This window comes from Natronoarchaeum sp. GCM10025321, assembly GCF_042663585.1.
Lineage (GTDB): Archaea > Halobacteriota > Halobacteria > Halobacteriales > Natronoarchaeaceae > Natranaeroarchaeum.
The window spans coordinates 2,087,049-2,106,631 of record NZ_JBHTAN010000006.1; the positions used below are offsets into that span (position 1 = coordinate 2,087,049).

The window sequence follows — 19,583 nt, forward strand, 5'->3', positions numbered from 1 at the left end:
GTCGACCGACCGCTACCGGTTGGCGTGGGTGAACACGAACTCTCGGAGGAGTTTCCCACCGAGGGTAGCCGCCTGCCCGTCGTCGCGGTCGTTCACCTCGACGATGTCGAAGCCGATCGATTGGGGAGCAACGGAACGGACCACATCGCGCATCTCACGCCCGGTCAGGCCGAACGGTTCCAGCGTCCCGGTTCCCGGGGCGTAGGCTGGATCGGCGGCGTCGACGTCGACACTCAGGTAGACCGACTCGTCGGCCAGCGATGCTGGGGGCGTCCAGCCACCGACATCCTCCGGCGGGACGACAGTCACGTCGCTGTCAGCGGCGCGGTCCCACTCGTCCTCGCTGCCGGTGCGCGCACCGAGTATAATCGCCTCGTCGGCCACCTCGAGCGCGTGATGGGCCACCGTCGAGTGGCTCAGTTCGTTGCCGTCGTACTCCTCGCGCAGGTCCAGATGGGCGTCCAGACAGACGAAGATGTCCGGATCGAGCGCCCGTACTGCTGCGACAGTGACCGTATGTTCCCCGCCCAGCAGGAGGGGAACGGCATCGTCCCACTCGACGTCGGTCACGACACCCTCCAGGTATTCGAGGTACTCCGCGGCGTCGTCCCAGGCGTGGACGTCGCCGTGGTCGTGGACGTCGAGCGATGAAAAGTGAGAGTCGGCGTGAGAATCGTAGTCGTCGAAGGTCCGGGCGAACTGCCGGAGTCGGTCCGGACCGAATCGGGTGCCGGGCTGGAACGTCGTAGAGACGTCGAGCGGTGCGCCGACGATCACGTAGTCAGCGGCTTCCCGCTCCGCGACGGCACCAGGGAACATCTACGATTCGATGATCTTGCGCTGCTCTTCCATCTCGAGGTACTCGATTTCGTCGTCCGGCGAGAGGTCAACATCGCCGGGGGTCTTGATAGTGATCGTATCGTAGGTCTCCAGGTCCATCACCTGCGCGACGTCCTCGCTCTCGACGCTGACGACCTGTCCCTGTTTCCGGTTGATAATCGGGACCCAGATCTTCGCATCGACGGGCTGAGAGAGGCTCCGCTTCTGGCCGTCGAAGACACCCGTGCCTTCGATCCGGGCCTTCGCGCTACCGTGTTTGCCCGGTTTTGCCGTACTGTAGGCGGTGATCTTGCACGGTTCTCCGTCCATCATGAGGTAGTTACCTTCCTGCAGATCCCGAACTTCTTTCTGCGTTTTCGCCATACCGCGGGATTAACAACCGAACGGTATAAACCGTTTGGAAAGTCGGAGCGACGGGTTTCTCGGCATTCAGAGAGGAGGTCATCAGCGGTATGATAGCGTGTCTCCTCCGGATCGCTGAAGTCGCTCGACTCCATATGTCCGAGCCATGACCGAGGACCCCGAACCGGCAGAGAACATCAGTGGCGGCACTGCAGGTGGCGGACAGACCGCGTCGTTCGACCCGGACGAGTCTGCGACCCGTGCCGAACTCGTCGTGGACCGACTGGGCGAGCGCTACTGGCAGAAAGCCTACGGGGGCCGTGACGGTTTCGAGTGTCTCGTCCGAACGATCCTCAGTCAGAACACGAGCGACAAGGCCAGCCAGCCAGCCCACGACGCCTTGATCGACCGCTACGGCGGCGACGGCGACCTCGCGGTGTCGCTCGCAGACGCCGAGCGCTCCGAACTCGCCGAAACGATCAGTTCGGCGGGACTGTACAACCAGAAGTCGAAGGTGATCCAGCAGGTCGCCGCCCGCGTCGTCGAGGAGTACGGTTCGAGCGAGGCCTTCGACGGCTTTGTCCGTGAGGAACTGCCCGCCGAGGTCCGCGACGTTCTACTGGATATGCACGGCGTCGGGCCGAAAACCGCCGACTGCGTCCTGCTGTTTGCGGGTGGACGTGGCGGCGTCTTTCCGGTCGATACCCACGTCCACCGGATCTACCGCAGGATGGGCATCGCGCCGCCGGTCGCCGACCACGAGGAGGTGCGGGAAGTCCTGGAGGGAGAGGTACCAGCCGAAAAATGTGGGTTCGGGCACACGGCGACGATCCAGTTCGGCCGCGAGTTCTGCACCGCACGCAAGCCCGCGTGTCTGGAGGATCCGGACGCCTGCCCGATGGCCGACGTCTGCGATCAGGTCGGCGTCTATCCCGATACCGGCGAGGTCGTCGATCCGAGCGACACAGAGTAGGGAAGCGGTAGTAACTCAGTACGTCCGGGCGAAGTACGCAGTCTCCTCGGCGGCGTCGTCGCAGATCGCACACTCCTCCTGAGCGGGTTCTTCGTCACGATCCAGCGGGCACATGACGATTTCGGCGGCGATCTCGTCTTTGATCACCGTCTCACAGGCCTCGTCGCCACACCAGCCACACTCGACGTAGCCGCCGTGCTTGCCGATGGTGCCGAGGATCTCGGGGGGACTTTCGGCCTCGCGGACGTTCTCCTCTAGGTTCTCCGCTGCGGCGTCGTAGAGTTTGTCGTAGACGTCGTCGAAGTGGGCTTCGACGGTGGCCGCGATATCCTCGCGGTCCTCGACGATCGACTCGCCGTCGGGGCGGTGGACGAGCGTGACCTCCTCGTCTTCGACCTCGTGGGGGCCGATCTCGAAGCGGATCGGGATGCCGTTGAGTTCGTGTTCGTTGAACTTGAAGCCGGGATTGCGCTCGTCGCGGTCGTCGAGATCGACCGAGATGCCCGCGGCTTCGAGTTCGCCCGCGATCCCCTCGGCATACTCGAGGACCTCCTCTTTGGTGTCTTCCTGCCAGATCGGGACGATAGCGACCTGCGTGGGTGCGATCGTCGGCGGGAGGACGAGGCCCTGATCGTCGCTGTGGGTCATGATCAACGCGCCCAGCGAGCGCCAGGAGAGCCCCCACGAGGTGGTGTGGGCGACCCGCTCTTCCTCGTCCTCGTCGGTGTAGGTCAGGTCGAACGCCTCTGCGAAACTGGTGCCGAGGTAGTGGCTCGTCGCGCTCTGGACGGACTTGCCGTCGGGCATCAGCGCCTCGATGGTCGTCGTGGTGTGTGCGCCGGGGAACTTGTCGTGTTCGGGCTTGCGGCCGCGCATGATCGGGATGGCCAGTTCGTCCTCGAAGAGCCGTTCGTACTGATCGAGGCGGAGCATCGTCTCGTTCCAGGCCTCGTCCTCGGCTTCGTGTGCGGTGTGGCCCTCCTGCCAGAGGAACTCCTTGGTGCGGAAGAACGGCTTCGTTTCGGTCGCTTCCCACCGGACGACGCTACACCACTGGTTCAGGCGAAGCGGGAGGTCGCGGTGGCTGCGAGTCCACTGGGCCATGAAGGGCGCGATGATGCTCTCGCTGGTAGGCCGGACCGCGAGGCGTTCTTCGAGTTCGTCGTGGCCGCCGTGAGTGACCCACGCCACTTCGGGATCGAACCCCTCGACGATGTCCTTTTCGCGCTCCAGAAAGCTCTCCGGGATGAACATCGGGAAGTAGGCGTTCGTGACGCCGGTCTCCTTGAACCAGCCGTCGAGTCGGTCCTGTAGTGCCTCCCAGAGGGCGTACCCGCGGGGGCGCGTTACGATGAATCCGCCCATCGGGGCGTAATCTGCGAGTTTCGCCTTCTGGACGACTTCGGCGTACCAGTCGCCGGTCGCATACTCCTTGCTCTCGGTGATACCGAGTTCTTGCTCGCTCATTGTACGGTGTGTATCCGTCCGGGGTAATAGACGAACCGATCCGGGCGGACGAGCGGCGACCGGGTCTACGGGGGAATCGGTTCGCTCCACGAACCAGTTCTGTATACGGCAATAATCACCGCAAGAGTCACATGAATGTAGAATAGACGACATGCATGGGGGACCGTTATAACGGGCGGGCAGAAGATATGCAGTCGATAGAGGACCCACCGAAGGGTGTGATGAAATCATTAACGGAGCCCATACGGCGGTCCGTCCTCCGCTATCTAAATGCAGCGGAGACGACAACGGTCGACCGACTCGCGCTGATCGCTACCGGACTGTCGACCCACGGAGAGGGACAGCTAGCGACCGCGGCCGACTACCGCCGAACCAGAATCGAGCTACATCACGTCCATCTTCCGCAGTTAGAGCAGGCCGGGTTGATCGAATACGACGCCAAAAGTCGGGAGGTGGCCATCGATACGTTTCCGGAAGGGCTGTTCGCCCTCGTGGACGATGCCGACGCATCCGAAGACCGACCGGGGGAGTCCGGGGAGACCCAGCCTGCCGGACCGGAGTTCGAGGCCGATCCAGTAGTAGCTGTACCCGTGTCGTCGCTTCGCGGCCTCATCGCGACGGTCGAGCATACACAGGTGCCGGTGCAAATATTCAGTCCGAAACCACGCGAGGAGGTCGTTTCCCAGTTCATCAACAGGAACGTACAGATCGATTACGAACCGTTGCCGTCGTCACTGTCGCCCGGCTTTGCCGTCGTCGACCGTGACGGAGCCCTGCGGTTCTGTCATCTCGACGTGCTGACGAGCGTCGACGAGCCACCGACCGGAGAGCCCTGGGACGACGACACTGACCGAACGGCGTACAGGCAGTTCCTGGGGCTGTTCCGGAACAGCCCGTTTGCGACGACTGACCGTACGCAGTTGCTCGCGACGTCTCGCGAGATCGAAGACCGGGCGTGGCGTGCCGGGCAGGGTGAGCTCCACGCCGGCTTTCAGTCGATGTCCGTCTTTCGCTCGCAGGCCGAGCCATACCGCAGACTCGCCGAGGAGACCGGACTCGACGTCCAAGTGTACGGCCGACCCGACTGGACGCCGTTCGATAGCACCGATCTGGGGACGGTCGCAGTCGACGACGACGACATCGGGAGAGTCTGGTTCGTCCTCTACCGGGACCCCTCGGGAGAGAACTCCTGTGCGCTGCTCGCGGAGGAGCGCTCGCCGGACGAGTACTTCGGGTTCTGGACCTACGACGACCGGCTAGTCGACCGTATCGTGGAGTATCTCGACGCGGCGTATACCATCGCCGCCGAGTGACGGTTCGCGGCTGAACCGCTACTGATCGGGTGCGACCGCGAACGGGGACGCCGTCGCCGTCCAGTTCCAGCCCGGGAGCCGCGTCTGGAAGCCGGCCGCCAACGCGGCGTCGAGATCATCGCTCCCGGCGTCCCCGTCCGGGGGATGATGATGAATATCTACGTAATGAAACGTCGCCTCGCCGAGCAGGCCGAGCGGCTGGTTCCCCGCGATCATACCCGCAAGCTGTCGACCGAGAAGCTCGTCGACGACGAATCCGGGGTAGTCGTCCTGAACGTCCAGATCACGCAATAGAGCGACGAGTGCCGCGACGTTGACGGCGAGGTCACCGTTGGCGAATACGGCGTCGACCTCGCGACGGTAGGTTTCACTGTCGACTGGGTCGACCGCCGTCTCGAAGGCCGTTCCAAGTTCGGAGCGGGTATCGTTGATCAGATCGACGATGGCTTCGTCGCGTGCGCGAACCCATTCGTACTCGCGCTCGACGATAGCGGGCGTCAGTTGCATACCCACCAATTCGGTCGGAGTCGGTTAACTCTCAGCCCCTCATCTGTGCGGTTTGCGGGCTCAGAATCGGGGGCTCACCTCGAATATTGCGAAGATTTTTATAATGCGGGGCGAGTACTGCCGAGTAAGCGGGTTTTCCCTGGACCTTCTCGCAGAGTGTGCGGGAAGGGCCCGATACACCAGGATCATATCCCCCAGAGACACCGATCATCCAGTATGCCTACCCTGTGGCTATCCGACGGCGTGACGCGAGTTCGTCGTGTTCACCCGTTACTGGCGTGCTTGCGGTGGCGCAAGCGCTCATTCGTTTACGAACGATCCAGTGAGGCCCGGGCAGATGATCCCACAGTCGCTGGGACGAACCACGCTACTATGACGTTTCCACTATGAGTTCCGTTGATCGACAACTCGACGACCTACACGAAGAGATTACCAGTGAACTGCCAGCCGATATCACGGTTTCCGATGTCAAATACGAGGGGCCAGAGCTAGTCGTCTATACGCGCGATCCGAAGAAGTTCGCGCAGCAGGGCGACCTGATCCGGAAACTCGCCAGCAAACTGCGTAAACGCATCACCGTCCGCCCCGATCCGGACGCCCTCGAACGCCCGCGTGACGCCAGAGAGCAGGTGATGAACGTGATTCCGGACGAAGCCGGCGTCACGGATCTGGACTTCCACGAGGACACGGGCGAAGTCGTGATCGAAGCCGAGAAACCCGGCATGGTGATCGGCCGTCACGGTTCAACGCTCCGGGACATCACCAAGGAGGTCGGCTGGACGCCCGAAGTCGTCCGGACGCCCCCGATAGAGTCCTCGACGGTCTCGAACGTCCGAAACTTCCTCAAGCAGGAACGCGACGAGCGCCGTGACATCCTCGAACGCGTCGGCCGGCAGATCCACCGCGAGGAGATGTCCGACGACGAGTACGTCCGCATCACGACGCTTGGCTGCTGTCGCGAGGTCGGCCGTGCGGCGTTCATCCTGAGCACGCCCGAGACCCGGATCCTCATCGACTGCGGCGACAAGCCCGGCGCGGAGGGTGAGGTACCGTATCTGCAGGTACCTGAGGCCCTCGGCGCGGGCGCACAGAATCTCGATGCTGTCGTGCTCACGCACGCCCACCTCGACCACTCCGCGCTCATGCCGCTTCTCTTTAAATACGGCTACGACGGCCCGGTCTACACCACCGAACCGACGCGCGACCTGATGGGCCTGCTCCAGCTCGACTACCTCGACGTCGCCGTGAAGGAAGGTCGAACGCCGCCGTACGACTCCGAGATGGTCCGAGAGGGGATCAAACACACCATCCCGCTGGAGTACGGCGACGTCACCGATATCGCGCCGGACGTCAAGCTGACGCTGCACAACGCGGGCCACATTTTGGGCTCCGCCGTCACCCACTTCCACATCGGCGACGGCCTCTACAACGTTGCCTTCTCCGGCGACGTCCACTACGACGATACTCGCCTGTTCAACGGCGCAGTCAACGACTTCCCGCGCGTCGAGACGCTCGTGATGGAGTCGACCTACGGTGGTCGTAACGACTACCAGACCGATCAGGACGACGCCGAAGACCGGCTCAAGCAGGTCATCAACGACACCTACGACCGCGGCGGAAAGGTGTTGATCCCGGCCTTTGCGGTCGGCCGGTCGCAAGAGATGATGCTCGTCCTCGAAGAGGCGATGCGCAGCGGTGACATCCCGGAGATGCCGGTCCATCTGGACGGGATGATCTGGGAGGCGACGGCGATCCACACCACCTACCCCGAGTACCTGCGCGACGACCTGCGTGATCGGATCTTCCACGAGGACAAGAACCCGTTCCTCGCCGATGCGTTCAACCACATCGACGCCGGCGAGGAGGAACGTCAGGAGGTCGCCGACGGTGGCCCCTGTATCATCCTCACGACGTCGGGGATGGTCACCGGCGGACCGATCATGTCCTGGCTTCGCCACCTCGCGAGCGAGGAGGAAAGTACGCTCACCTTCGTCGGCTATCAGGCCCAGGGGACGCTCGGCCGACGCCTCCAAAGCGGCTGGGACGAGGTGCCGATGAACGACGCCGACAGCGGGCGCGCCTCGAAGATCAGTCTGAATATGGACGTCGAGACGGTTGACGGCTTCTCCGGCCACGCCGACCGTCAGGGACTGATGAACTTCGTGAAGACGATGAATCCCCGACCCGAGAAGGTACTCTGTGTCCACGGCGACGAGTCCTCGACGCAGGACCTCTCCTCGGCGCTCTACCACGAGCACAACATCCGGACGTTTGCGCCGAAGAACCTCGAAACGTTCCGGTTCCTGTGAGCAGGCCGAAACGCCGGCGCGCGCGATTGTTTGCGTTCGGATAACGATCGTTTAGTAACGCTAACAGGGACGAGTGAACCTTTAGCAACGCTAACAGAGACGAGCAAATTCTTACTAATGCTGATAGAGATGATCTAATACTCAGTAACGCGTATAGAGACGAGTTAACGCTCAGTAACGCCTACAGTGAGGGGCTAACGCTCGTTAATGCATATTACAGAGACAAGCAAACCTGTTGTCGCTCGTCAACCGATAGCAGGCGTCGTACAGTTTAACCAATCAAACCGCGATATTTCCACTAACTACGGGTTTTTGCGAGGCTCCTGTAGTCGCAAGCGGGTCATGTCGACAGACGTAACACGACGAACAGTGCTTGCTGGAACCGGTGCAGCAGCAGTACTCTCGGCTACAGGTGTATCGCTCGCTGACGAACAGGAAGACGATGAGGAAGACGACACCGAGGAGTCCAACGGCGACGGCGATGCCGAATTCGCGGCAGTGAACGCAGTGCACGCCTCGCCGGACGCACCGAACGTCGACGTGTTCGTAAACGGCGCTCGCGTGCTCGAAGACGTCGCGTTCCGACACTTTAGCGACTACCTCGCACTGCTCCAGGGGGAGTACACGGTCCAGATCGTCCCAGTCGGGGGGGCCGACGGTGCGGGCGACGGTACTGGAATGGGTAGCGGCGACGGAACGGGCAACGGAGCGGGCGAGGGCAATGGAGTGGGTAACGGCAACGGTAATGAAACGGGCAACGGATCGGATGACGGGGACGGAATAGGCAGCGACGACGGAGGGGGCAACGGTACCGGAACAGGGGACGACGGGAACGGTATGGGCGGCGATGACGGAGCGGGCAGCGATGTCGACCCCACGGAGGACGCCGTCATCGACGAAGAGATCGAGGTCTCTACGGGCATCGTAACCGCCGCTGTCATAGGGGAGGCGGCCGAGGACGCCGACCAAGAGCTAGAACTCAGTGTACAGAAAGCCGACCTCAGCGAACTCGCGGACGGCGATAGCCGAGTTCGCGCGGTTCACGCCTCACCCGATGCGCCGGAGGTCGACATTGTCGCCGACGATAACCCCCTTGTCGAGGGCCTCACGTTTGGTAACTCCGAGACCTTCGACGTTGCGGAAGGCGAGTACACCCTCGAAGTTCGCGAAGCGGGTCAGGATGAGTCGGTTGCGGACTTCGACGTTACACTGGACGCAGGGGTCGTCTACTCGGCGTTCGCCGTCGGCTTCCTCGAGGAACAGGGCGGTGACTCCGGAGGCATGGGTGACTCCGAAGACAACGGTAGCGATTCTGCGGGAGCGGGCGACTCCGAAGACAACGGCAGCGACTCCGGAGGCATAGGCGACTCCGAAGACAACGGCAGCGACTCCGGAGGCATAGGCGACTCCGAAGACAACGGCAGCGACTCCGGAGGCATAGGCGACTCCGAAGACAACGGCAGCGACTCCGGAGGCATAGGCGACTCCGAAGACAACGGCAGCGACTCCGGAGGCATAGGCGACTCCGAAGACAACGGCAGCGACTCCGGAGGCATAGGCGACTCCGAAGACAACGGCAGCGACTCCGGAGGCATGGGCGACTCCGATACAGGGTTCGACCTGTTGCTGAATGTCGACGCTCTTACACCCAGTGCGGCTGTCGAGGAGACGGCAGAAGCCGATGACGACGGCGAAGACAATGGAATGGGTGACGACGACGAGGACGACGGCATGGGCGACGATGACAGCGGAGTTGGAGACGATTCTGACGGCGGGACGGACGACGATTCGAGTAGCCTCTGAGACACTGCGCCGTCACCGCTATTTTTCTGGGTGAGTATCGAGTTTACCGCATCAAATCATGGTGGACTTTCACAATAAGTAGTATTAACCATGTAGATAAAATGCCTTATATCCCCTTGCATGTGTATATAAAACCATTAGTCATTCAGGAGTAGCGTCTTATGGGAGCGGTTCACTATCGCATACAATGTCTGAGCAACGTGAATCGACTACGGACCGGTCGGGGGGTCTCGCCAACCCCACCGACGAGCGGTCCAACTGCGGTGTAGGCGTCGTCATGGATCTTGACGACGGTAGCTCTCACGATGTCGTCGCGGACGGCGTCGAACTGCTGGAGAACCTCGAACATCGGGGGACGACTGGAGCGGAAGAGAACACCGGTGACGGGGCAGGTGTAATGCTCCAGACGCCACGAGAGTTCTTTTCTGCGGTCGTCGATGCCGAACTGCCCGAGCGGTATGCGGTCGGTTCGATATTCTTCCCGAAGGAGGGCAGTGCACAGTCGGAACTGAAAAACATCGTCGAGAGCGTTCTCGCCGACTACGACCTCGACGTCGCCCACTGGCGCTCCGTTCCCACTGACAACAGCGACATCGGCAAGACCGCGCTGGACTCCGAACCGGCGACGTGGCAGTGTTTCGTCTCGCCGCCGGAGGAACTGACTGACGACGAGTTCGACAAACGACTCTACGCCGCCCGGCGAGAACTCGAAAACAGCGTCGAGGACGAGTCGCCCGACGGGAGCGATCGGTTTTACGTCTGTTCGCTCGACCGGCAAACGCTCGTCTACAAGGGCCTGCTCAAAGGCGATCAGGTCGGGGAGTACTTCTCGGATCTGAGCCACGAGCAGGTCAAATCGACGTTCGCCATGGTACACGCCCGGTTCTCGACGAATACGCTCGGCGCGTGGCATCTCGCCCACCCGTACCGGAACATCATCCACAACGGCGAGTTCAACACGATTCAGGGCAACATCAACTGGATGCGCGCTCGGGAGACGGACCTCGAAAGCGAGCACCTCGGCGAAGAGGTCGAGACGCTCAAACCGATCATCAACGACCCCGGCCAGTCCGACACCGCGAGCGTCGATAACGCGCTCGAACTGCTGCTGGAAGACGGTCGAGAGCTACCCCACGCCCTGCGGATGCTCGTCCCCGAAGCCTGGCGCGGCGACGAGACCATGGACGACGACCGGAAAGACTGGTACGACTTCCACGCCTCGCTGGTCGAACCGTGGGACGGCCCTGCGCTCGTCTGTGCGACCGACGGCGAACGGGTCGGCGCGGTGCTCGACCGCAACGGGCTTCGGCCCTGCCGGTACGACGTCACGACCGACAACACGCTGATCATGGCGAGCGAGGCCGGCGCGCTCGAACCGGACTACGGCAACATCGAAGAGCGCGGCCGTCTCCAGCCCGGACAGTTGTTCCTCGCCGATCCGAACGAGGGACGCGTCATTCCGGACGACGAAGTGTTCGAGAGCCTCACCGACGAGAAGTACGGCGAGTGGGTCGACGACCAGCAGGTCCACATCGGCGACATCGCCGACCTCGAAGACCTGGCCCCGCGCAACAACATCGACGAACTGCGGTCTCACCAGGCCACTCAGGGGTACAGCCACGACGAACTGGAGAACATGATCGAGCCGATGATGAAAGACGGCAAGGATCCCGTCGGCTCAATGGGCGACGACACGCCGCTGTCGGTGCTGTCGGATTACAACCGCCCTCTCTTTTCGTACTTCAAACAGCTGTTCGCACAGGTGACGAACCCGCCGCTCGATTACATCCGCGAGGAACTGGTGACGAGTCTGGAAAGCCGGATCGGCCACCAGCGTAATCTCCTCGACGAGTCGCCGGCCCACGCCCGCCAACTCATCGTCGACTCGCCGATTCTCACAGACGCCGAGACGGAAGCGATCAAGGAAAGCGCGCTAGATGGTCTCTCGACCGCAGTCGTCGACATGACCTACGACCGCGGCACCGACCTACAGGCGGCGGTCGAAGACGTCCGCGCGGACGCAGAGGCGGCGATCCGTGATGGGCACGAGATTATCGTCCTCTCGGACCGCTCGACGGGGTCGGACCAGGTGCCGATCCCGGCACTGCTCGCGACGGGGGCGGTCCACCACCACCTCGTCCGGAACGGACTTCGCAACCACGCCGGTCTCGTCGTCGAGTCGGCGGGGCCGCGGCAGGTCCATCACTTCGCGACGCTGATCGGCTACGGCGCGGACGCAATCGACCCGTATCTCGCCTACCGCACCATCGACGACATCGTCGCTGGCGAGGAGGGCGCGGAGATCGAAACGGCTGTCGACGCCTACGTCGGCGCCGTCGAGGACGGCCTGCTGAAGACGATGGCCAAGATGGGCATCTCGACAGTCGAGAGCTACCAGGGCGCACAGATCTTCGAGGCTGTCGGCCTGGATTCCGACTTCGTCGCCGAGTACTTCGAGGGCACCGAGGCCCGTACCGAGGGGATCGGTATCGAGGAGATCGAACAGGATCTCACCGACCGCCACAAGAACGCCTGGGACGACGAGCCGGAGATCGACCGCTACGGCGAGTTCGAGCACCGCTCGAACGGGATCCACCACCAGTGGAACCCGGACACGGTCGGCATCCTCCAGCAGTCGGTGCGTTCGGGCGATTACGAGCGCTACAAGGAGTTCGCCGAGCAGATCAACAACCAGCAGGAGACGCTGCAGACCCTCCGCGGCCTGCTCGAGTTCGAGACCGAAGAACAGGAGTCGATCCCGGTCGAAGACGTCGAACCGGTTCACGAGGTCGTACAGCGGTTCTCGACGGCCGCGATGAGTCTCGGATCGCTTTCGCCGGAGGCCCACGAGAACAACTCCATCGCGATGAACCGCCTCGGCGGGAAGTCGAACACCGGCGAGGGCGGCGAACCACCGGAGCGCTTCGGCACCGAAAAGGAGTGTACCGTCAAGCAGGTCGCGTCGGGCCGCTTCGGCGTCACCTCGCATTACCTCTCGGAGGCCGACGAACTCCAGATCAAGATGGCGCAGGGATCGAAACCCGGCGAGGGTGGCCACCTGCCCGGCATGAAGGTCAACGAGATGATCGCACACGTCCGGTACGCGACGCCGGGCGTCGGCCTCATCTCGCCGCCCCCGCTGCACGACATCTACTCCATCGAGGACCTCAAACAGCTGATCCACGACCTCAAGGCGTCGAGTCCCGACGCCGACATCAACGTTAAACTCGTCTCAGAGGCGGGGATCGGTACCATCGCGGCCGGCGTCGCGAAAGCCAACGCCGACGTGGTCCACATCTCGGGCCACTCCGGCGGAACCGGTGCGAGCCCGCGGACCTCGATCAAGAACGCGGGTCTGCCGTGGGAACTCGGCCTCGCCGAGGCAAACCAGATGCTCGTCGAGACCGACCTCCGGGACCGCATCCGCGTCAGCGCCGACGGCGGAATGAAGACCGGCCGCGACGTCGCCGTCGCCGCCCTGCTCGGTGCCGAGGAGTACATCTTCGGGACGGCCTCGCTGGTCACGTCAGGCTGTGTGATGGCCCGCCAGTGTCACAAGAACACCTGCCCGGTCGGGGTGGCCACCCAGCGCGAGGAGCTTCGGAACCGGTTCCCGGGCGAACCCGAACACGTCATCAACTACATGACGTTTATCGCCCAAGAGTTCCGCGAGATCATGGCCGAACTCGGCTTCGAGAGCGTCGACGAGATGATCGGCCGGGTCGACCTGCTCGACCAGCGTACCGACGTCGACCACCCCAAAGCCAAGAACATCGACCTCTCGGAGGTGCTCTACGAGCCAGAGGGTGACCAGCACCGGAAGACCCGCGAACAGACCCACGAGGTCGACGAACAGCTAGATCACGAACTGATCGAGGCCGCCGAACCCGCCCTCGATACGGGCGAACCGGTCGCCGTCGAGGCCGACATCTCGAACGCCGACCGGGCGGTGGGAGCGACCCTCGCCAACGCCGTCTCGACCGAGTACGGTGGCGACGGGCTCCCCGAGGATTCGATCTCGGTCGACCTGCACGGGACGGCCGGACAGAGCTTCGGGGCGTTCCTCGCGGACGGCGTCTCGATGCATCTGACTGGAAGCGCCAACGACTACGTCGGCAAGGGACTCTCCGGCGGGAAACTCACCGTCTCGACGCCGTCGGAAGTCAGCTACGACCCAGCCGACAACATGGCTATCGGTAACGTCGCCCTGTATGGCGCGACTCAGGGCGAACTGTACGTCAATGGCATGGCGGGCGAACGCTTCGCCGTCCGAAACTCGGGCGTCAAGGCTGTCGTCGAAGGCGTCGGCGACCACGGCTGTGAGTACATGACCGGCGGCGTCGTCGCGGTGCTCGGCGACACCGGCCGGAACTTCGCGGCCGGGATGTCCGGCGGTATCGCCTACGTGCTCGATCAAGAGGGCGACTTCCCGGATTCGGTCAACCGCGGAATGGTCTCGGTCGAACACGACCTGGAAGACGGCGACATTCCGATGCTGCGCCGTCTGATCGAGAACCACGCGGCCTACACGGACAGCAAAAAGGCCGAGTGGGTGCTCGATAACTGGGACGACCTGCTCGATTCGTTCGTCAAGATCATGCCCGACGCCTACTCGCGCGTGCTCGAGGACGGCGCGGACGACGTCCGCGATACGCTCCCGTCCAGTGCAACGCCGAAGGCGACCGCAGCGGGCGGTCGGTTGGCTTCGAGCGACGACTGACTGACTACTCCTCGATTTCGCAGAGCGTATTTTCGATCAGCGTCACCATTCCACGCCGTAACCGCTCGGATGCCGCCTGGCTCGATATGTCGAGTTCCTCGCCGACGCCCGCCAGCGACGTCTCCCGAGGGATGGAGAAGTAGCCGTTGCCCGCCGCGGCCACGAGCGCCTCCCGCTGCTGATCGGTGAGTTCGTAGGGACACTCGGGTGGCTGGCGCTCCTGATCGTAGACCGCTTCGACATCGACGGAGATCCCGGCGGCTTCACAGCGGTCACACCAGTCGTTTAGCGAGCCGCGATCCGGGAACCGAAGGCGACCGGTCCAGCCGTCGCCGCTCGATGTGGCATCGAGGACGACTACGTCCAGTTCGACGGCCGCACGATGGGCCTCGATGTCAGGGTGGTTTGAGGGATAGACGACCCGATAGTATCTGCCATCCTGCGTCTTCGTGATCCGCTCGGGGTCCCGAACGGATGGATCATCGTCTAACCCCGCCTCGAAGGCCTCGAAGTCGCCCCCGCGTGCCCAGAAAAACTTCCGGGGCGGAACTGTATCCGTTGCAGTCATATGATCAAACTGTACCGTCATCCGCGGTGCATCCGACAGCGCCGACTGCAGCATAGATCCGTTAGAGCGCAATTCTGCAATCATATAGCCTACATGAAAGCCGTATGTATAACTATGCGGGTGATTAATCGATGCGCGAAAATCACGGGGCTAGGCCCCGTTTTGTGGCCATGTCAGAGCCAGCGGATCCGGACCGTCCGAACCCGTGCATGGTATTGTTTGTAGCCATTACCTATAACGATACGGCTTGAATATACAACCACCCGTGCGACGGAAGCGGCCTCCGGCACTGTTTTGTGGTCCGCGGCGAAGCCACAGGCATGGACGATGCCGACCACGTTCTGGTCATCGGTGGGACGCGCTTTATCGGCCGTCACGCCGTCGAGGAGTTCCTGACACACGACTACGAGGTAACCGTGTTCAACCGCGGGAACCACGATAATCCCTTCGTGGACACCGACGCAGTCTCCCATTTCGAGGGGGACCGCACGGACGATAGCGACATGGCGGAGGCGGCCGCGCTGGACCCGGACATCGTAATCGACTGCGTGGCGTACAAGCCCCGCGAGGTCCGGACCGCAACGCGTGTGTTCGATGACGTGGACGCCTACGTCTACATCTCCAGTGGCTCAGCGTACGGCGACGAGGAGATTCCGAAACGCGAGGACGAGACGCGCCTCTGTGAGTGTACCGACAAGCAGGCACTCGACGACTCACCCGAGAGCTACGGCCCGCGAAAGGCCGAGGGCGACCGAGCGGTGTTCGCCGCCGCCGAGCGGGGTGTCAACGCGATGAGTATCCGGCCCTGTATCGTCTACGGCCCCCACGATTACACCGCACGCACCGACTACTGGATCGACCGGGTGCTGAATCACGACCGCGTCCTCGTCCCGGGCGATGGCTCGAACGTCTGGCACCGCGTCTCGGTCTCGGCCGTCGCCGAGGCGCTCCGGGTCGTCGCCGAGGAGGGCGACACGGGCGAGGCGTACAACGTCGGCGACCGTCGGATGCTCACGCTCGGCGAGACTGTCGAGACCATCTCGGAGACGCTCGCGGCGGCCGGTGTCGAGGACGCCGACGTCGACATCGTCACCGCGGGCGAGCGCGAACTGGCGACCGCCGGCATCGGGATGGAGGAGTTCCCGCTGTACCGGTCGTACCCACACATCCTCTCGACGTCGAAACTGGCCGATCTGGGCTGGGATCCGATCAGTGTGGAGGAGGGATACGAACGCGCCGTCGAAGATCATCTCGCGAGCGACCGGATGGGGCGGGAGAACGGTCCGGACAGGACGGACACCGAACGGGTGCTGGGTGTGCTGGATACGCTCTGATCGGACCGGTCTCGGATCATGACGGCGCTCGAAGCGCAGTAGTTCGGTTCGTGCCCCGATTGCCGGACCCGCCGAGAAACACCCGACCACTCCCGGCAAACGGAGAAACCCATTTCACGCTGGACTGAGACGCTTCGGGTATGTTCGATAAATCGACGTGGATCCGGCTCCCCCGGAACGTCCTCGTCGGCCACGGCGTTCTAGAGCAGACCGCAGAAGCCATCGAGGAGCTCCACCTGCGGGGCCAGCCCCTGATCGTCACCAGTCCGACGCCATACGAAATCGCGGGCGATCGGATCATGTCCCAGTTCGCGTCGTGGGATCAAGAGCCGGCGGTCGTCGTCGTCGAGGAGGCGAGTTTCGACGCCATCGAGCGGGTGATCGACCGTGCCCGCGAGGTCGACCCCGGCTTCCTGATCGGTCTGGGCGGTGGCAAGGCCATCGACATCGCGAAAATGGCGAGCGACGACGTCGGCCGCGGGTTCGTCTCCGTCCCCACGGTGGCCAGCCACGACGGCATCGTCAGCAATCGTGGCTCGGTTCCAGAGGAAGGGACCCGCCACAGCGTCGCCGCCGAGCCACCACTGGCCGTCGTCGCGGACACCGAAATCCTCGCGAACGCGCCCTGGGAGCTAACGACCGCTGGCTGTGCGGATATCATCAGCAACTACACCGCGGTGATGGACTGGCGACTCGCCTACCGACTCAAGAACGCGCCGTACTCCCAGTACGCCGCCGCACTCTCGGAGATGACCGCCGAGATGCTGGTGGGTAACGCCGACTCGATCCGGCCCGGCCTCGAAGAATCCTCCTGGATCGTCGTCAAGGCGCTGGTCTCCTCGGGCGTCGCGATGAGCATCGCTGGCTCCTCACGGCCCGCCAGCGGCGCGGAACACCTCTTCTCGCACCAACTCGACCGGATCGCGCCGGGCCGGGCGAGCCACGGTCATCAGGTCGGCGTCGGATCGATCATGACCGCCTACCTGCACAGCGGCGAGAACGGTCTCTGGCGGGATATCCGTGACGCGCTGGCGAACATCGACGCCCCGACGACTGCGGCGGAACTGAACCTCGACGAGGACGAAGTGATCGAGGCGCTGACGACCGCCCACGAGATCCGGGACCGCTACACCATCCTGGGCGACGGCATCGACGAGACGGCCGCGCGGGAGGTCGCCAAACAGACCGGTGTGATCTGACTGTCGGACCGGGGCGCAGTATTGCAACATCTAAATGTCCGGCCCCCTCAGTGAACGATAATGAACGGGAATCGATTCGGTCGCCTCTTTCAGGTGACCACGTTCGGCGAAAGTCACGGTGAGGCGATGGGCGTCACCATCTCGGGGTGTCCGGCAGGCCTCGAACTCTCCGAGGAGGACATCCAGGGCGACCTGGACCGGCGCAAGCCCGGACAGTCGATGATCTCGACGTCCCGCGGCGAACCCGACGCCGTCTCGATCAAAAGCGGTACACAGGACGGCTACACGACGGGCACGCCCATCGGAATGGTCATCCAGAACAAGGACGCCCGGTCTGGCAAGTACGAGCCATTCATCACCGCGCCCCGGCCCTCACACGGCGACTTCACCTACTCGGCGAAGTTCGGCACGCGAAACTGGGGCGGCGGCGGGCGCTCCTCGGCGCGCGAGACAGTGAACTGGGTCGCTGCTGGTGCCGTCGCAAAGAAACTCCTCGAACAGGAAGGCGTCGAACTCAAGGCGCATGTCAACCAGATCGGCGATGTCGAAGCGCCCGAGGTCTCCTTCGAGCAGATGCTCGAACATTCGGAGGAGAACGACGTGCGGTGTGCCCACCCCGAGGCGGCCGCCGAGATGCAGGAACTGATCGAAGAGTACCAGAAAGAGGGCGACTCGATCGGTGGCTCAATCTACTTCGAGGTTCGAGGACTCCCGCGAGGACTCGGTGCGCCGCGATTCGATTCGGTCGAGGCACGACTCGGCCAGGCGATGATGAGCGTGCCCGCCACGACGGCGTTCGAGTTCGGCCTCGGTCGCGAGGCCCGCGAGTACACCGGCAAGGAGCGCAACGACGACTGGGAGTTCGACGACGACGGCACCCCCACGCCTGTCGAGAACGATCACGGCGGCCTTCAGGGCGGCATCACGACCGGCGAACCGATCTACGGCGAGGTGACGCTTCACGCCCCGACCTCGATTCCGAAGAGCCAGCAGACCGCCGACTGGGAGACCGGCGAACTCAAGGAGGAGAAGGTCATCGGCCGCCACGACCCCGTGCTTCCACCGCGAGGCGTTCCGGTCGTCGAAGCGATGCTCGCGCTGACCCTCGTGGACTTCATGTTGCTCTCGGGGCGGATCAACCCCGACCGCGTCGACGGCGACCTCGGCGAGTACGACACCGACTACCACCCGAGCAACCCCCGCGAGTAGCGCGAACTCATTGTTACCGGCGAGCGGAACCGTTGGTTACACCTCCGCCGAGCACCTGCCCATCAGCAATGCGTGTCGCTGTCGGCAGCAAGAATCCGGTCAAGATCAGCGCCGTCGAAGACGCTCTCTCCGGTATCCCTGGCGTCCAGGTCGAGAGTATCGCCGTCGATTCCGGGGTTCCCGAACAGCCGTGGGGCCAGGCGGAGACCATCGAGGGTGCCGAGAACCGTGCCACGCGGGCAATCGACGCCGGATACTACGATCTGGCGGTTGGCATCGAGGGCGGTGTCGAGGAGACTGAGGCAACACCCGGTCTCTCGCTGATCATGTGGGCCGCAGTCACCGACGGCGATCAGCTGGTCCGCGGCGGCGGGCCGACGATACCCCTGCCCACGCGGATCGGGGAGCGTCTGCACGCCGGCGAGGAACTCGGGCCGATTCTCGACGACGAACTGGATCGGTCGGACGTCGCCGAGCAGGAGGGTGCGGCTGGCGTCCTGACGGGGAACGCTATCTCGCGACGCTCCGCGCTCGTCCACGCCGTTGCCAGCGCGCTGGGTCCGTTCGTCACGAGCGAGTACGACCGATGAGCGATTAACCAGCCGTACCAACGGGGCTACTCCGGGGGTTCGTTCCGGGGGGTTGTGGTGTCAAAATCGCATGACTGCGCCGAGTTAGCCGTCCGTACCAAACCCGCTAAGGGTGTCGACCCCATCTCCTGTAGTATGAGTACGACCGCCGCGACGACCGCCACTGAGGACGCGCTGGAACTGGATCTGAGCGAGAAGCAGCGTCGGATTCTCGAACACCTCCGCGAGAAGGTGGCCACCAAGACCTATTTCAAGTCCCGGAACATCGGCGACGCGCTGGACATGACCGCCAAAGAAGTGGGGGCGAACATGACCGCGATTCAGGAGGGCGCGGTGGGAATCAACGTCGAAAAGTGGGGCTACTCGTCGAGTACGACCTGGAAAGTGACTGCGTAAATCAAGAGGCTTC

Annotated in this window: 15 protein-coding genes; 10 read left to right on the plus strand and 5 right to left on the minus strand. The window is 63.3% G+C overall.

Going from position 1 to position 19,583, the window contains the following annotated elements; genetic code table 11:
- Positions 1-12 precede the first annotated feature (12 nt).
- Together speB and ACFQL3_RS13505 are read right to left on the minus strand one after the other, a co-directional pair.
- Positions 13-819, minus strand: a complete 807-nt coding sequence (speB, locus tag ACFQL3_RS13500; protein WP_377055143.1) for an agmatinase — start codon at positions 817-819, stop codon at positions 13-15.
- Positions 820-1,203 (minus strand): translation initiation factor IF-5A, encoded by a 384-nt coding sequence (locus tag ACFQL3_RS13505; protein ID WP_377055145.1) that lies wholly within the window; start codon positions 1,201-1,203, stop codon positions 820-822.
- A 145-nt stretch (positions 1,204-1,348) separates the two neighbouring features.
- Between ACFQL3_RS13505 and ACFQL3_RS13510 the strand changes: the two genes are divergently transcribed.
- Positions 1,349-2,155: an endonuclease III domain-containing protein gene (locus ACFQL3_RS13510; protein WP_377055147.1), complete on the plus strand. Its 807-nt coding sequence runs from the start codon at positions 1,349-1,351 to the stop codon at positions 2,153-2,155.
- Between the two features lie 15 nt (positions 2,156-2,170).
- Here the strand turns inward: ACFQL3_RS13510 and proS are convergent, their stop codons facing one another.
- Positions 2,171-3,622 carry a proline--tRNA ligase gene (gene proS / locus ACFQL3_RS13515; RefSeq protein ID WP_377055149.1) on the minus strand — a complete coding sequence of 484 codons (1,452 nt, stop codon included), beginning with the start codon at positions 3,620-3,622 and terminating at the stop codon, positions 2,171-2,173.
- Between the two features lie 188 nt (positions 3,623-3,810).
- Here proS and ACFQL3_RS13520 point away from each other — a divergent pair, with 188 nt between their 5' ends.
- The gene (locus tag ACFQL3_RS13520; RefSeq protein WP_377055151.1) at positions 3,811-4,935 is read left to right on the plus strand and encodes a DUF7344 domain-containing protein; all 1,125 of its coding nucleotides are present in this window, start codon (positions 3,811-3,813) and stop codon (positions 4,933-4,935) included.
- An 18-nt stretch (positions 4,936-4,953) separates the two neighbouring features.
- Here ACFQL3_RS13520 and ACFQL3_RS13525 read toward each other — a convergent pair whose 3' ends face one another.
- Positions 4,954-5,442 carry a hypothetical protein gene (locus ACFQL3_RS13525; RefSeq protein WP_377055153.1) on the minus strand — a complete coding sequence of 163 codons (489 nt, stop codon included), beginning with the start codon at positions 5,440-5,442 and terminating at the stop codon, positions 4,954-4,956.
- A 386-nt stretch (positions 5,443-5,828) separates the two neighbouring features.
- Between ACFQL3_RS13525 and ACFQL3_RS13530 the strand changes: the two genes are divergently transcribed.
- The 3 genes from ACFQL3_RS13530 (at position 5,829) to gltB (ending at position 14,274) form a co-directional block, all read left to right on the plus strand.
- The gene (locus ACFQL3_RS13530; protein ID WP_377055155.1) at positions 5,829-7,751 is read left to right on the plus strand and encodes a beta-CASP ribonuclease aCPSF1; all 1,923 of its coding nucleotides are present in this window, start codon (positions 5,829-5,831) and stop codon (positions 7,749-7,751) included.
- A gap of 342 nt (positions 7,752-8,093) precedes the next feature.
- Positions 8,094-9,554, plus strand: coding sequence for a DUF4397 domain-containing protein (locus tag ACFQL3_RS13535; RefSeq protein WP_377055157.1), 1,461 nt, complete (start codon positions 8,094-8,096; stop codon positions 9,552-9,554).
- Between the two features lie 187 nt (positions 9,555-9,741).
- Entirely contained in the window at positions 9,742-14,274 is a 4,533-nt protein-coding gene (gene gltB / locus ACFQL3_RS13540; protein ID WP_377055159.1) for a glutamate synthase large subunit, read from the plus strand.
- A gap of 4 nt (positions 14,275-14,278) precedes the next feature.
- On the opposite strand, the gene ACFQL3_RS13545 is transcribed toward gltB, so the two are convergent.
- Positions 14,279-14,926 carry a bacterio-opsin activator domain-containing protein gene (locus ACFQL3_RS13545; protein WP_377055161.1) on the minus strand — a complete coding sequence of 216 codons (648 nt, stop codon included), beginning with the start codon at positions 14,924-14,926 and terminating at the stop codon, positions 14,279-14,281.
- Between the two features lie 236 nt (positions 14,927-15,162).
- Here ACFQL3_RS13545 and ACFQL3_RS13550 point away from each other — a divergent pair, with 236 nt between their 5' ends.
- From ACFQL3_RS13550 to ACFQL3_RS13570, 5 genes are all read left to right on the plus strand, one after another.
- Positions 15,163-16,176, plus strand: coding sequence for an NAD-dependent epimerase/dehydratase family protein (locus ACFQL3_RS13550; RefSeq protein WP_377055163.1), 1,014 nt, complete (start codon positions 15,163-15,165; stop codon positions 16,174-16,176).
- 140 nt (positions 16,177-16,316) lie between these two features.
- On the plus strand, positions 16,317-17,375 hold the full coding sequence (locus ACFQL3_RS13555) for an NAD(P)-dependent glycerol-1-phosphate dehydrogenase (protein ID WP_377055165.1): 1,059 nt from the start codon (positions 16,317-16,319) through the stop codon (positions 17,373-17,375).
- Between the two features lie 60 nt (positions 17,376-17,435).
- Positions 17,436-18,584 (plus strand): chorismate synthase, encoded by a 1,149-nt coding sequence (aroC, locus tag ACFQL3_RS13560; RefSeq protein WP_377055167.1) that lies wholly within the window; start codon positions 17,436-17,438, stop codon positions 18,582-18,584.
- Positions 18,585-18,652: 68 nt separating this feature from the next.
- On the plus strand, positions 18,653-19,174 hold the full coding sequence (gene yjjX, locus ACFQL3_RS13565; RefSeq protein ID WP_377055169.1) for an inosine/xanthosine triphosphatase: 522 nt from the start codon (positions 18,653-18,655) through the stop codon (positions 19,172-19,174).
- A gap of 135 nt (positions 19,175-19,309) precedes the next feature.
- On the plus strand, positions 19,310-19,570 hold the full coding sequence (locus ACFQL3_RS13570; protein WP_377055171.1) for a DUF7123 family protein: 261 nt from the start codon (positions 19,310-19,312) through the stop codon (positions 19,568-19,570).
- Positions 19,571-19,583 lie beyond the last annotated feature (13 nt).